This is a genomic window from Aeromonas crassostreae (assembly GCF_054052445.1).
Window position 1 is genome coordinate 1 of sequence record NZ_JBSTYM010000017.1, and the last position, 12,546, is coordinate 12,546.

Below are 12,546 nucleotides of genomic sequence, written 5' to 3' on the forward strand. Positions count from 1 at the left end.
CCGCTTCATTGTCGCCGGGCCGCCCGCCTCCGCCAGGCCGCCGCGGGCCGCGCGCGCGCGGGGGCAGCCCCCCGGGGAGGAGGCGCCGCTCACGCTGCGCCTCGGTTATCGCCCCCCCTATGACGTGTCCGCCATGCTGGCGTTCTACCGGCTGCGCGCCATCCCCGGGCTGGAGCGGGTCGATGAAAAGGGCTACGAGCGGCGCTATGACTATCGGGGGCAGACGGGCTGGATCCGGGTCGAACCCGGGGACGGTCACTACCTGAACGTGACGCTGCGTGGCGTGGCGCCGCGCGCGCTGCCGGACATACTGCACCGAGTGCGACGCATGTGGGATCTGGATGCGGATCTCGCCCAGATCAGCGCGCACCTGACGCAGGATCCATTGCTGGCACGCCTCGCGGCGCACAGTCCCGGGGTGCGCCTGCCTGCGGGCTGGAGCGATTATGAAGTCCTGCTGCGCGCCATCGTCGGCCAGCAGGTGTCGGTGAAGGGCGCCATCACCATCATGGGCCGGCTGGTGGCGCGCACAGAGGCGCAGTTTGGCGCGGCGGCGCTGCCGACCCCGGCGCAGCTGTGCACGCTCAATCTGGACGGCATCGGCATGCCGGGCAGCCGCATCCGCACCTTGCAGGGCGTGGCCTCGGCGCTCGCGAGCGGTGCACTCACCCTCGCCACGGCAAGGGACGAGCAACTGCTCGCGCTGCCGGGCATAGGCCCCTGGACGGTCGCTTACTGGCGGCTGCGCTGCGGGCTGGACACGGACGCCTTCCCCGCCTCGGATCTCGTGCTGCAAAAGGCGCTGGGGGGCGGTGACAAGCTGCCGGTGAAGGAGGTGCTGGAACGAAGCGCACCCTGGCACCCCTGGCGCGGCTATGGCGCCAGCTGGCTGTGGCACGCCATGAGCACGGCCCCGGCGCTGCTGGGCATTACTTCCACATCCCCTGCGGGAGGCGCCAAGGTGGCGCGCCCCGACAACCCGGAGACGACATCATGATCCGTTACGATCTGCTGACCACCCCCTGCGGCCCCTTGCTGGTGGCCATCGAGGAGCGCGGCCTGTGCCGCGTGGATTTTCTGGCCGGCGAGCGCCCTCCCCTCATCCAGAACACCTGGCGGCAAGACCCGCAGGCCCTGGCCCCCTTCCTTGCCGAGTTTCGGGACTACTTCGCGGGCCGCTTGCAGCGCTTCACCCTGCCCCTCGCGGCGCAAGGCACGGCGTTTCAGCAAGCGGTGTGGCAGGCGCTGTGCGACATCCCCTACGGGGAGACCCGCAGCTACGGCGACATCGCCCGCGCCATCGGCAAGCCGAGCGCGGTGCGGGCGGTGGGGGCGGCGAACGGCCGCAATCCGCTCTCCATCATAGTGCCCTGCCATAGAGTGATAGGGCAAAACGGCAACCTGACCGGCTATGCGGGGGGCCTGCCCATCAAGCAGGCCCTGCTGGCGCTCGAGGGGATCGACTGCTGAAGGGCCCCCGGCTCAGGGGCGCGGCGGTTTGCGCCCCTGGATGACGCCACGGGCGGCGGCCCCCAGCAGGCGGCGAAAGGTGGGACAGCTCATATGGCTCGGCGCCGGGCAGATGGCGGCATGGCGCAGACCGTCGCGCATGGCCGTCAACTGCCCTATGGTGCGATCCAGCTCCTCGGCCTTGTGCAGCAGTCGCTCCCTGTCTATCTCGGGCTGCCCGCCCTCCCCGAACATATGCGCAATCTCGTCCAGAGAGAAACCGGCGGCCCGCCCCAGGGCGATCAGCGCCAGACGCTCCAGCACGCTGGCCGCAAACTGGCGCCGGATCCCCTGACGGCCCAGGGACTGGATCAGCCCCTTCTCCTCGTAAAAACGCAGCGTCGAGGCGGGCACCCCGGACCGCTTCACCACCTCGGAAATGTCCATACTCTCCCCTTGACTTCAAGTCGACTTGAAGTCGTACGCTAGCGTCAGTTTCAACACAAGGGAAGGAAAAACCATGAACACTCCGCTCGCCGTGCTGCTCATCGGGATCGGCGCAACCGCCTTGATGGATCTGTGGGGGGTGGCGCGAAAGCCGCTGTTTGGCATGCCGCTGCCGAGCTACGCCATGATGGGGCGCTGGCTGGGCCACATGGGCCAGGGCCGCTTCCGTCATGAGGCCATGGGGGCGGCCAGTCCCATCCCGGCAGAAGGCCTCATCGGCTGGAGCGCCCACTACCTCATCGGCATCGCCTTCGCCGCCCTGCTGATCGCCATCCAGGGTCAGGGCTGGTTGCTGGCGCCCACCCCGGGCCCGGCCCTCGTCCTGGGTCTTGTCACCGTGGCGGCCCCTTTTCTGGTCATGCAGCCCTGCATGGGGGCGGGCATCGCCGCCTCCCGCACGCCGAATCCCGCGTCGACCCGGGTTCACAGCCTGATCAACCATGCCGTGTTCGGCCTGGGGTTGTATCTCTCTGGCTGGGCGCTGCACGCCCTGTGAGGGGCGCTAACTAGCGCCCCTTGCCCAGTGTCGCTTTCAGAGCCGGATTGAAGACGCGTTTGAGGGAGGCGGGGTTGTTCACCAGCTTGGCCGCCGGGCGGCGCGGGCGCCTGACCAGCTCGCCGCCGCAATTGGGGCAGAACAGGTGAAGATACTGATCGTTGCACTGGGCGCAGAAGGTGCACTCGAAGGAGCAGATGTAGGCCGTCGCCGTGTCGGCGGGCAGATCCCGATCGCAGCATTCACAGTTGGGTCTGAGTTCAAGCATGGCAAGTTCTTGAAGGGGACGCGGGAGAGAGGGCGGCTCAGTCGACGATAAAGAGGCGCGCGCCCTGCTCGGTGTAGGATCTATGGGGTTCGGCGTTGTCCGCCACCTGATAGCTCATGCCCGGCGTCAGGGTGAAGACGCGGCCATCCTGCAGCTCGGTGTGCAACTCCCCCTCGAGGCAGAGCAGCACATGGCCCTTGCTGCACCAGTGATCCGCCAGATAGCCGGGGGAGTACTCCACCATTCGCACCCGCAGATCCCCGAACTGCTGGCTGTGCCATCGGGCGACGCCGCGCTCTCCCTGATGTTCGGTCGGCGGGATGTCGGCCCAGTTGGTGGTGCAAAACGGCAGTGCATTGATGTTCATGACGGATCCTTATGTCAGAAGAAGGCTGGGGAAAGGCGCCTCACCACGGGATATCCGTGACAAGGCAGCGCCCCATACTGCCATCAAATCCGCTGCCGCCCTATGCCCAGAAGGTATGCCCAGAAGGTATGCCCAGAAGGGTGACCGCACAGGCCATCAGCGCTTGAGGCTGCCCATCACCTGCATCTCGCAGCGCTTGCAGTCAAAGCGCAGGCGGAAACTGTCTTTACCCATCTTCAATTCCAGGGGCTCGGCCTTGAGACCGGGCACCTCCTTCGGGCAGAGATTCTGGCTGTAGCGGATGCAGTGCTTGGTGGTCATCAGCACCACTTCCCGCTGCTCCTGGTTCGCCTCATAGGCGGGGGCTATGCTCCCCACCCCGTGCTCGCGAAAGAATTGCTCTGCCGCGCCGTTGAGCACGTTGCCGAGGTAGGAGAGCCGATGCTGGGGATAGACGGCGCCTCGCAGGGGAATGCGCCGCTCGGGTCGCCGGTAGGCAGCCAGACGGGCCGCCTCCAGGGCGGCAATGCCGTCCCGGCGCAGGCCGTTGAGCATGGATGCGGCAATGAACAGGGGCCTCGTTACTGCCAACTCAATCTGGCGGGCCACAAACAGGGTGTTGCCGAGTTTGCCGAGCTGATCCCTGGCCTGTTGCAGCGCCCGCGCCGGGTTGTCGGCCAACTGCTTGTGGCAGGGGTGCGTGACGGCGGCGCTGATGCCCTGCTCGTCGACCAGTTCGAGTCGCAATCCCTCGTCGCACTCAGAGAGCCGCATATCGATCCGGATGCGCCGGTCCGCACTCTCCTTTTCGAGCTGCTTGCTGAAGGCCTGATCGTGGTTGCGGAAGATCTCGGTACCCACCTGGAGACCAGGCATGGATTCGGACAGCAGCAAACGCCTGCCTTCCACCTTGTTCAGGCGCATCCCCACCAGCTCCCCACCCGGCTTGAAGAAGCCGAGGCCATCGCCGTTGTTGAGGGTGACGGCCTGGCCGTCGATCTCGATGCCGTCGCGGGTCACCCTGCTGACGCGGCCGAGCGGCTCCCCCAGGTATTTCGGGCTTCTGGGGGAGTCGATGCCTGGCTGTCGGCCATGGAGGAAGTAGTCGGTGCTGCCCCGGTTGAAACTCTTTTTGGGATCCGGCGTAAAGGTGTAGCTACAGCGACCGGCGGAGGCGGCCACCAGATCGGGGCGGCGCTCCAGGATGGCATCCAGCTTCTGGCGATACCAGGCGGTGACGTTCTTGACGTAGTCCAGACCCTTGAGGCGCCCCTCAATCTTGAAGGAGCGGATCCCTGCGGCGATCAGCGCCTCCAGGTTCGCGCTCTGATCCATGTCTTTCAAGGAGAGCAGGTGGCTGTTCTCCACCAGCACCTCCCCCATGGGCGTTTGCAGGGAGCAGGGCAGCCGGCAGAGCTGGGCGCACTCGCCGCGGTTCGCGCTGCGCCCGGTGCGGGCGTGGCTGATGTTGCACTGGCCGCTGTAGGAGACGCAGAGCGCCCCGTGAACAAAGCACTCCAGCTGCACGCTGGTGGCGGCGCTTATCTCGCGGATCTGGGCAAGGGAGAGCTCCCGGGCCAGCACCACCTGGGAGAAGCCCACGTCCTGCAGAAACTTTACCTTTTCCGGGGTGCGGTTGTCGGTCTGGGTGCTGGCGTGCAGCGCTATGGGGGGCAAATCTAGCGCCAGCAGCCCCATGTCCTGCACGATCAGCGCATCGGCCCCCGCCTCGTAGATCTGATGGGTCAGGCGCCGGGCCTGCTCCAGCTCGCTATCGTGCAGCAAGGTATTGAAGGCGACGAACACCTGGGCGCCGAAGCGGTGGGCATGGCGCGCCAGGGCTTCGATGTCCTCGAGGCTGTTGCCCGCCGCGCTGCGGGCACCGAAGGCGGGGCCGCCCAGGTAGACGGCATCGGCGCCATGGTTGATGGCCTCGATGCCATAGGCGAGGTGCTTGGCCGGGGCCAGCAACTCGAGGCGGTTAGTCTGGGTGTGATCCTGCATGGGTCTGGTCTGAAGGCGGACGAGAAATGCCCGTCACTCTAACGAGCCCCGGCGCCCCCCGCCTTGATCCCGCTTAAGATCACCGCAAAATGCAGGATTGACTCGGTACGCGGTTTGGCTGCCCCCTCATCCCCAGCCCTTCTCCCGCCAGGGGAGAAGGGAGCAAAGAGAGGGTGCCGACCACGCTGGCACCCGACGCGGGTCTAGATCACCACCTTGAGGGCCAGCCCCAGCAGCACCAGGCCGCTCACCTTGTCGATCACGGTGGATTTGGCCTTGAGCCAGGAGAGGACAGGCCCGCGGGAGAGCAGCAGGGCCACCAGCACGTACCAGAGCGCATCGATGCCGCCGGCGGTCAGCATCATGATGCCCCCCTCGCGCCAGCCGGTGTCGACATGCACGAACTGGCTGAACAGGGCGATGAAGAAGATGGCGAGCTGGGGATTCAGGAAGGCCACCATAAAGCCTTCGAACGCCCCCTGACGGCCCCGGGGCGGATGCCCCTCCTCGCGGCCGGCCTCACCGCCCGCGGGTTTGGCCAGCAGCGCCTTGATCCCGAGCCAGGCGAGAAACGCCGCCCCGCCGTAGCGGATGAGATCGAACAGCAGCGGGGTCTGGGTAAGCAGGATGGCGAGACCGAGGGCCGTGATCAGGGCATAGATGCCGACCCCCAGACCGTGGCCCAGCGCGGTGGCCACACCGTGGCCCTGCCCTCCCTGCATGGTGTTGCGAATGATCAGCGCCAGGCTGGGCCCCGGGCTGATGGCCCCCATCACGCAGATGGCCACCAGGGCCAACCAGCTGCTCCACTCCATCTCATCTACTCCAATCGATTGTCTGGGGTCAAGGTAGCGCCGGGTGAACCATGCCTGTAGTGAAAGTTATGAATAGATCCCATAACCCAGGATGATAGTGGCGCCGGGCTCAGAGCCAGGCCCGGCTCGCCTTGAGGGTGCGTTGCAGATGGTTGCGCAGGAAGGGGAAGGCGAGCTCGCGAAACCAGCGATGGGCCGGATCCTGATGATGGCGCTGGTGCCACATCAGGTGGTACTGCTGGCAGCGGGTCGCAAACGGCAGGTCCACGAAGCAGAGCCCGTGCTGCTGGCTCAGCTGCCAGGCGATATGGGCCGGGGTGGTCATCAGACAGTCGGTGCGCAGCAAGACCTCGAGGGCCGCCTGGAAAAACGGCACCCGGGCAAACCAGTGCCGGGAGAGCCCCTGGGGCGCCAGTACCTGCTCCACCGGGCTGTCCTTGTCCCCGCCGCCGCTCACCTGCAGATGGGGCCAGGCCAGATAATCCGCCAGGGTCAGGGGGCGTCCGGCCAGGGGGTGATGACGCCCCATCAACACCACCAGCCTGTCCTCTCCCTGGTGCAGGCCACGGATCTGATCCGGTACCAGATCCGTGATGGTGGACACCAGATCCAGCTCGGATCGCCACAGTTCGGGCAACTGGCGCTTGTCCCACAGGCTGTACTCCAGCGCCGCCCCCGGCGCCTGACGCGCCAGCTCGGCGCAGATCTCGGGCAGGATGTACTGGGCCACATAATCCGACGAGGCGAGCCGGAACACCCGCTCGCAGCGCTGGGGGACGAAGGTGGCGGGGGCATAGAGCCGCTCGAGGGCGCCCAGGGCCTGCCCGAGCTCGACGGCCAGCGCCTCGGCCCTCGGGGTCAACAGCCAGCGCTGCCCCTCCCGCACCAGCAGCTCATCGCCAAAGGCCTCCCGCAGCTGTCCCAGCTGCTTGCTGATGGCCGGCTGGCTCAGGTGCAACTGCTCCGCCGCCCGGCTGAGGTTGCGGGTCGCCAGCAGCACCTTGAGGGTGGGCAACAGATTCAGGTTCACATTCGGGTTCAGGCTTGGGCTCACGGTGGACTCCTTGTCGTCGGCTCCATCTTAATCCAGCACGTCCCCGGCCCCAACCCGAACCTGACCAGCTCCCGGCTCGCCGGATCCGGGCATCGGGATGACAGATGGCAGCCGCTCCGTCATAATTGCGCGATTTTCCGCCCCATGCCGCGCCTCGCCAGGGGCCCAGAGACAAGTGGTAACGCCATGACTTTTGCCAATATCACAGGATGGGGCAAGTGCCTGCCCCCCGCCGTGCTGAGCAACGATGACCTCAGCACCATCATGGAGACCTCGGACGAGTGGATCCACTCCCGCACCGGCATCAAGGCCCGCCGGGTCTCCCATGTCAGCTGCTCGGCCCTGGCCACCCTGGCCGCCCGCCGCGCCCTGGCCTGCGCCGGCCTCGAGGCGAGCCAGCTCGACGGCATCATTCTCGCCACCGCCACCCCGGGCACGCTGGTCCCCAACGGTGCCTCCGCCGTGCAGCAGGCCCTGGGCGCCCACAAGGCGGCGGTGTTCGATCTCAATGCCGCCTGCACCGGCTTCGTCTACGGGCTCTCCGTCGGCACCGCCCTGGTGCAGACCGGCATGATGAAGAGGGTGCTGGTGATTGGCGCCGAGCGGCTGACCAAGCTGCTGGACTGGGCCAAGCGCGACACCGCCGTGCTGTTCGGCGATGGCGCCGGCGCCGTCATCATAGAGGCGAGCGAGCGGGAGAGCGGCCTGATTGCCAACAAGCTCGGCTGTGACGGCGAGGCCCGCGAGATCCTGCACATCCCAAACTTCGGGACAGATCGCGAGCGTTTCGCCGAGATTGACGGCCTGTTTGCGTTCAATTTCGAGGGGCAGGAGATCTTCAAGCGCGCCGTGCGGGGCATGGGCGAGGCCACGGGCGCCGTGCTGGCCCAGGCCGGCATCACCCCGGAGCAGGTCGATCTCATCGTGCCCCATCAGGCCAACCTCAGGATCATCGAGACCCTGGCCAAGCGGATGGATGCCCCCATGGAGAAGGTGATGGTCAACATAGCCCAGTACGGCAACACCTCGGCCGCCACCGTGCCCATCGCCCTGTGCGAGGCGCTGGAGCAGGGCCGGGTCAAACCGGACAGCTATCTGCTGACCGCCGCCTTTGGCGCCGGCCTGACCTGGGGCGCCGCCCTCATCAAGTGGGGCGATCGGGTCACGCCACTGGCCCAGTGTGACGACGAACTGCCCCCCTGCCAGCAGACCGGGCTCGAGCTCATCGCCAGCGCCGTCGCGGGTTGCCAGCAGGCCGACCGCCCCCGCTAAACAAGACCCGAAAGAGGATGGCGCAACGCCATCCTCCGCTTGCCTCCTCTCGCCAGACCCGCCCCTTGTTTCTTTATCTTGCTGATCCCTTGCCTTTTTTCTTTTTGGGCTACCATTACTGAGCGATCGGTAATTAATAACTAGATAGTGCGCTACCACCCCAGTGTCGATCGCCCACCTCGTGTTCACGGATGAGCTCATGTATGGCAAAACACAGCACTTTCTTACCCAATCGGGCTCCCTTTTTCTGGGTGCTCGCCCTGGCTGCCGCTAACGGCGTCCTGCTCTGCCTCGCGACCCAGGGCTGGCCCTATCCCTACCTGGCCATCAACCTGGTGCTGGCGCTGGGCATCGGCCTCTGGCTCGGCCGAGGCCAAGCCGCCCCCCCGTTGCCCCAGGCTCCCGAGCAGCAGGCCCAGAGCAGTGGCGCCGCCCTGGCCGGTCTGGAGCAGGTCTGCGAACAGGCCGTCCCCATCTGGACCAAGCAGATAGAGAGTTCCCGCCAGCAGAGCGAGGGGGCCATGATCAGCCTCACCGAACGCTTCGTCGGCATCTCCACCAAGCTGGAGGAGGCGGTCACCGCCTCCCACCATGCGGCCGGGGACCTGGCCGGGGAGAACTCGGAGGGGATGGCGGCCGTACTGGCCGAGAGTCAGCGCCAGCTGGGCACTGTGCTGGCCAGCATGCGGGCGACCCAGCAGAACCGCGACGCCATGCTGACGGAGATAAAGGGGCTCACCGCCTACACCCAGGAGCTCAATGCCATGGCCCTGGATGTGGCCAAGATAGCGTCCCAGACCAACCTGCTCGCCCTCAACGCCGCCATCGAGGCGGCCCGGGCCGGGGAGGCGGGCCGCGGTTTTGCCGTGGTGGCCGACGAGGTACGCACCCTCTCGCGCCTCTCCAGCGAGACCGCCAAGAAGATGTCCGGCAAGGTCGACACCATCAACACCGGCATCGCCCAGGTGTTCCAGATAGCCGAGTCGGCGGCGGCCCGGGATCACGAATCCGTCGCTCACTCGGAGCAATCCATCGAGCAGGTGCTGACCCGCTTCCATGAAGCCACCGCCAGCCTGGCAGAATCCGCCGCCCTCTTGCAGCACGAGAGCAGCGGCATTCATGCCGAGATCTCGGATCTCATCGTCTCACTCCAGTTCCAGGACAGGGTCAGCCAGATCCTGAGCCATGTCCGGCAGAACATGGAGAGCCTGTACGACCACCTCCTCCACGCCAAGCGCGCCCCTGCCCACGAGCGGATCGCCATCGACGCCCAGCGCTGGCTGGCAGACATGGAACTCTCCTACGCCACCGACGAGCAGCGGGACCTTCACCACGGCAAGCAGACCCCTTCCCAAAAGACAGACACGGACATCACCTTTTTTTAGGAGAGCGCTATGGGCAAGACCATCTTAATCGTGGATGACTCGGCGACCATTCGTCAGGTCGTCGGCATGACCCTCAAGACCGCGGGCTACGATGTCATCGATGCCTGTGACGGCCGGGATGCCTTGAGCAAGCTCGATGGCAAGAAGATCAACCTCATCATCAGCGACGTCAACATGCCGAACATGGATGGCATCAGCTTCGTCAAGGAGGCCAAGAAGCTGGCCAGCTACAAGTTCACCCCCATCATCATGCTGACCACCGAATCCCAGGACAGCAAGAAGCAGGAGGGCCAGGCCGCCGGCGCCAAGGCCTGGGTGGTCAAACCCTTCCAGCCGGAACAGATGCTGGCCGCCGTCGCCAAGCTCATCATGCCCTAGTCAGGAGGTCCTATGCCGCTGCACGCAACGTCACTGCCAGACAAGATTGCCATGAGGCTGGAGGGTGAGATGACCATCTATCACGCCAGCGAGCTCAAGGAGCAGATGAGCGAATGGCTCGAACAACCCAGGGAGATAGAGATGGATCTCTCCGGGGTCAGCGAGATCGACAGCGCCGGTCTGCAACTGCTGATCGCCGCCAAACAGGAGGCGGGGCGCCGCGGGGGCAGCCTGCACCTGCTGTTTCACAGCCAGGTGGTGCTGGAGGCGATCGAGCTGTGCAACCTCTCGGGTTACTTCGGCGATCCCACCCTGCTGCTTTATACCCTCAATGACTAGGCGACAAGGAGCCCGAGCATGGATCTGGATCAGGCGCTACAAACCTACCTCGTCGAGGCGAGAGAGCTGCTGGTGGAGATGGAGTCCGCCCTGCTCAGCCTGGAATCGACGCCAGGCGATGACGAGCTCATCGGCGCCGTGTTCCGGGCCGCTCACACCATCAAGGGATCGGCCGGCCTCTTCGGGCTGACCCCCATCATCGGCTTTACCCACATCGTCGAGGACATCCTCGATCAGGTGCGCAACCACAGGCTCGCCATCTCGGCTCCCCTCATCAAGGTGCTGCTGGAGAGCTGCGATCACATCAACCTGCTGGTCAGCACTGTGGTCGAGCAAGGGGAAGAGCCGGCGCCCGAGGATCTCACCAGGGAGGCGGCGCTGCGCGAGCGCCTGCTCGTCTGGCAGCCCCGGGAAGATGCCCTCCCCCCGCTGCACGGCGGCGGGCCGGCGCACATCGAGCGCGAGCCCCCCCGGACCACCAGCGGGCTCTGGCACATCTCCCTGCGCTTTGGCACCGAGGTGTTCAAGAGCGGCATGGAGCCCACCTCCTTCCTGCGCTATCTCGCCACCCTGGGCAAAATAGTGACCATGGAGACCATCACCGGGGCCATCCCCCCCTGGCAGGGGTTCGACCCCGAGCTCTGCCACCTCGGCTACGAGATCGACTTCGATTCCAGCGCCAGCAAGGAGAGCATCGCCGAGGTGTTCGAGTTCGTTCGCGATGACTGCCGAATCGTCATACTGCCGCCGGGCAGCAAGGTGGAGGAGTACCTGGCGTTCATGGCGGCCCTGCCCGAGGAGAGCGAGCGGCTGGGCCAGCTGCTGGTCAAGTCCGGGGCCCTCACCCAGGCCGAACTGGACGCCGGCCTCTGCCAGCAGAGGGGGGAAGACCCCTCCCCCAGGCTCGGCGAGATCCTGGTCGCCCAGGGGGCGGTGGACGAGGTGGTGGTCGATGCCGCCCTCAGGAAGCAGAGCCAGGGCAAGGAGCAAAAAAGCAGGGAGCAGCGCTTCGTGCGGGTGCCCGCCGACAAGCTGGACGATCTCATCAACCTGGTCGGCGAACTGGTGGTGGCCAGCTCGGGGGCCAACCTGCTGGCCCAGCGTTATCGCGACAGCCAGTTGCAGGAGGCCACCTCCGTCATCGCCATGCTGGTCGAGGAGATCCGGGATGGGGCCCTGCATCTGCGCATGGTGCCCATCGGCGAGACCTTCAACCGCTTCCAGCGGGTGGTGCGAGACGTCAGCCAGGAGCTGGGCAAGGACATAGTGCTGCGCATCTCGGGGGCCGACACCGAGCTCGACAAGTCGGTGGTGGAGAAGATTGGCGACCCCTTGATGCACCTGGTGCGCAACGCCATGGATCACGGCATCGAATCGGCCGAGCGGCGCCGCCTGGCGGGCAAGCCGAGCCAGGGCACCCTCACCCTCAACGCCTTTCATGACTCGGGCAGCATAGTGCTCGAGATCCGGGATGATGGCGCCGGCCTCGACCGGGAGCGGATCCTGAGCAAGGCCCTGGAGCGCGACCTCCTGAGCCCGGGGCAACAGCTCAGCGATCAGGAGGTGTATCAGCTCATCTTCGAGCCGGGATTCTCCACCGCCGAGGAGGTGACCAAGCTGTCGGGGCGCGGCGTCGGCATGGATGTGGTCAAGCGCAACATCCAGGCCCTGCGCGGCAGCGTCGAGCTGCACAGCGAGACGGACAAGGGCACCTTGGTGCGCATTCGCCTGCCCCTGACCCTGGCCATCATAGACGGCTTCCTGGTGCGGGTCGGCAGCGCCCACTATGTCATCCCCCTGGACATGGTCATCGAATGCGTCGAGCTGACCGAGCTGGCGCTGCAAGATACCCAGGGGCGGGACTACATCAATCTGCGCGGCGAGGTGCTGCCCTTCGTGCGGCTGCAACGCTATTTCGCGCTCTCGGGCCAGCCGGGACGCAGGGAGAACATAGTGGTGGTGAGCCACGGCGGCCAGAAGTCCGGACTGGTGGTGGACGAGCTGCTCGGCGAGCTGCAGACCGTCATCAAGCCCCTCGGCAAACTCTACAACCAGCTGAGCGGCATCAGCGGCTCCACCATTCTGGGAGGAGGCGACATCGCCCTGATCCTGGATATCCCCGCCCTGCTCCAGTCGGCCATCCGGCGTGAGCTGCATCAGCTGAACCACACTGGCGCCGGGTCACCCCAGAGCCAACCCAGTATCAATTGAG

Annotated in this window: 14 protein-coding genes; 8 read left to right on the plus strand and 6 right to left on the minus strand. The window is 66.1% G+C overall.

Features of this window, described 5'->3' with window-relative positions; translation table 11 throughout:
* Window positions 1-997 (plus strand): DNA-3-methyladenine glycosylase family protein (locus tag ACW5W4_RS13600; RefSeq protein WP_456689740.1); only part of this gene is annotated, 997 nt, incomplete at its 5' end.
* Window positions 994-1,470: a methylated-DNA--[protein]-cysteine S-methyltransferase gene (locus ACW5W4_RS13605; RefSeq protein ID WP_456689741.1), complete on the plus strand. Its 477-nt coding sequence runs from the start codon at window positions 994-996 to the stop codon at window positions 1,468-1,470. The genes ACW5W4_RS13600 and ACW5W4_RS13605, both read left to right, overlap by 4 nt.
* A gap of 12 nt (window positions 1,471-1,482) precedes the next feature.
* Here ACW5W4_RS13605 and ACW5W4_RS13610 read toward each other — a convergent pair whose 3' ends face one another.
* Window positions 1,483-1,896 carry a helix-turn-helix domain-containing protein gene (locus ACW5W4_RS13610; protein ID WP_456689742.1) on the minus strand — a complete coding sequence of 138 codons (414 nt, stop codon included), beginning with the start codon at window positions 1,894-1,896 and terminating at the stop codon, window positions 1,483-1,485.
* A gap of 73 nt (window positions 1,897-1,969) precedes the next feature.
* Here ACW5W4_RS13610 and ACW5W4_RS13615 point away from each other — a divergent pair, with 73 nt between their 5' ends.
* A complete protein-coding gene (locus tag ACW5W4_RS13615) occupies window positions 1,970-2,452 on the plus strand; it encodes a DUF2938 domain-containing protein (protein ID WP_456689743.1) in 483 nt (160 codons plus the stop codon).
* 10 nt (window positions 2,453-2,462) lie between these two features.
* On the opposite strand, the gene ACW5W4_RS13620 is transcribed toward ACW5W4_RS13615, so the two are convergent.
* The 5 genes from ACW5W4_RS13620 to ACW5W4_RS13640 all read right to left on the minus strand — a co-directional run bounded on the left by ACW5W4_RS13620 (window position 2,463) and on the right by ACW5W4_RS13640 (window position 6,960).
* Window positions 2,463-2,720, minus strand: a complete 258-nt coding sequence (locus ACW5W4_RS13620) for a DUF1272 domain-containing protein (RefSeq protein WP_456689744.1) — start codon at window positions 2,718-2,720, stop codon at window positions 2,463-2,465.
* A gap of 37 nt (window positions 2,721-2,757) precedes the next feature.
* Complete coding sequence (locus ACW5W4_RS13625; RefSeq protein WP_456689745.1) at window positions 2,758-3,087, minus strand: DHCW motif cupin fold protein; 330 nt, start codon at window positions 3,085-3,087, stop codon at window positions 2,758-2,760.
* A 156-nt stretch (window positions 3,088-3,243) separates the two neighbouring features.
* Complete coding sequence (locus tag ACW5W4_RS13630; protein WP_456689746.1) at window positions 3,244-5,091, minus strand: peptidase U32 family protein; 1,848 nt, start codon at window positions 5,089-5,091, stop codon at window positions 3,244-3,246.
* 203 nt (window positions 5,092-5,294) lie between these two features.
* Window positions 5,295-5,906 carry a LysE family translocator gene (locus tag ACW5W4_RS13635; protein WP_456689747.1) on the minus strand — a complete coding sequence of 204 codons (612 nt, stop codon included), beginning with the start codon at window positions 5,904-5,906 and terminating at the stop codon, window positions 5,295-5,297.
* A gap of 109 nt (window positions 5,907-6,015) precedes the next feature.
* Window positions 6,016-6,960 (minus strand): LysR family transcriptional regulator, encoded by a 945-nt coding sequence (locus tag ACW5W4_RS13640; RefSeq protein ID WP_456689748.1) that lies wholly within the window; start codon window positions 6,958-6,960, stop codon window positions 6,016-6,018.
* 186 nt (window positions 6,961-7,146) lie between these two features.
* Here ACW5W4_RS13640 and ACW5W4_RS13645 point away from each other — a divergent pair, with 186 nt between their 5' ends.
* The 5 genes from ACW5W4_RS13645 (at window position 7,147) to ACW5W4_RS13665 (ending at window position 12,545) form a co-directional block, all read left to right on the plus strand.
* Window positions 7,147-8,232: a ketoacyl-ACP synthase III gene (locus ACW5W4_RS13645; RefSeq protein ID WP_427261114.1), complete on the plus strand. Its 1,086-nt coding sequence runs from the start codon at window positions 7,147-7,149 to the stop codon at window positions 8,230-8,232.
* 203 nt (window positions 8,233-8,435) lie between these two features.
* Window positions 8,436-9,617: a methyl-accepting chemotaxis protein gene (locus ACW5W4_RS13650; RefSeq protein WP_456689749.1), complete on the plus strand. Its 1,182-nt coding sequence runs from the start codon at window positions 8,436-8,438 to the stop codon at window positions 9,615-9,617.
* Window positions 9,618-9,626: 9 nt separating this feature from the next.
* Window positions 9,627-9,995 (plus strand): response regulator, encoded by a 369-nt coding sequence (locus tag ACW5W4_RS13655; RefSeq protein ID WP_041995781.1) that lies wholly within the window; start codon window positions 9,627-9,629, stop codon window positions 9,993-9,995.
* Window positions 9,996-10,046: 51 nt separating this feature from the next.
* On the plus strand, window positions 10,047-10,334 hold the full coding sequence (locus tag ACW5W4_RS13660) for an STAS domain-containing protein (protein ID WP_427261171.1): 288 nt from the start codon (window positions 10,047-10,049) through the stop codon (window positions 10,332-10,334).
* Window positions 10,335-10,352: 18 nt separating this feature from the next.
* Window positions 10,353-12,545, plus strand: coding sequence for a chemotaxis protein CheW (locus ACW5W4_RS13665; protein ID WP_456689750.1), 2,193 nt, complete (start codon window positions 10,353-10,355; stop codon window positions 12,543-12,545).
* The last annotated feature ends 1 nt before the right edge of the window (window position 12,546 follow it).

Coding starts and splice junctions, on each gene's coding strand:
- ACW5W4_RS13620 (WP_456689744.1), bottom strand. CDS start 2,720: ATGCTTGAACTCAGACCCAACTGTGAATGCTGCGATCGGGATCTGCCC.
- ACW5W4_RS13605 (WP_456689741.1), top strand. CDS start 994: ATGATCCGTTACGATCTGCTGACCACCCCCTGCGGCCCCTTGCTGGTG.
- ACW5W4_RS13645 (WP_427261114.1), top strand. CDS start 7,147: ATGACTTTTGCCAATATCACAGGATGGGGCAAGTGCCTGCCCCCCGCC.
- ACW5W4_RS13665 (WP_456689750.1), top strand. CDS start 10,353: ATGGATCTGGATCAGGCGCTACAAACCTACCTCGTCGAGGCGAGAGAG.
- ACW5W4_RS13655 (WP_041995781.1), top strand. CDS start 9,627: ATGGGCAAGACCATCTTAATCGTGGATGACTCGGCGACCATTCGTCAG.
- ACW5W4_RS13630 (WP_456689746.1), bottom strand. CDS start 5,091: ATGCAGGATCACACCCAGACTAACCGCCTCGAGTTGCTGGCCCCGGCC.
- ACW5W4_RS13615 (WP_456689743.1), top strand. CDS start 1,970: ATGAACACTCCGCTCGCCGTGCTGCTCATCGGGATCGGCGCAACCGCC.
- ACW5W4_RS13660 (WP_427261171.1), top strand. CDS start 10,047: ATGAGGCTGGAGGGTGAGATGACCATCTATCACGCCAGCGAGCTCAAG.
- ACW5W4_RS13610 (WP_456689742.1), bottom strand. CDS start 1,896: ATGGACATTTCCGAGGTGGTGAAGCGGTCCGGGGTGCCCGCCTCGACG.
- ACW5W4_RS13650 (WP_456689749.1), top strand. CDS start 8,436: ATGGCAAAACACAGCACTTTCTTACCCAATCGGGCTCCCTTTTTCTGG.
- ACW5W4_RS13625 (WP_456689745.1), bottom strand. CDS start 3,087: ATGAACATCAATGCACTGCCGTTTTGCACCACCAACTGGGCCGACATC.
- ACW5W4_RS13635 (WP_456689747.1), bottom strand. CDS start 5,906: ATGGAGTGGAGCAGCTGGTTGGCCCTGGTGGCCATCTGCGTGATGGGG.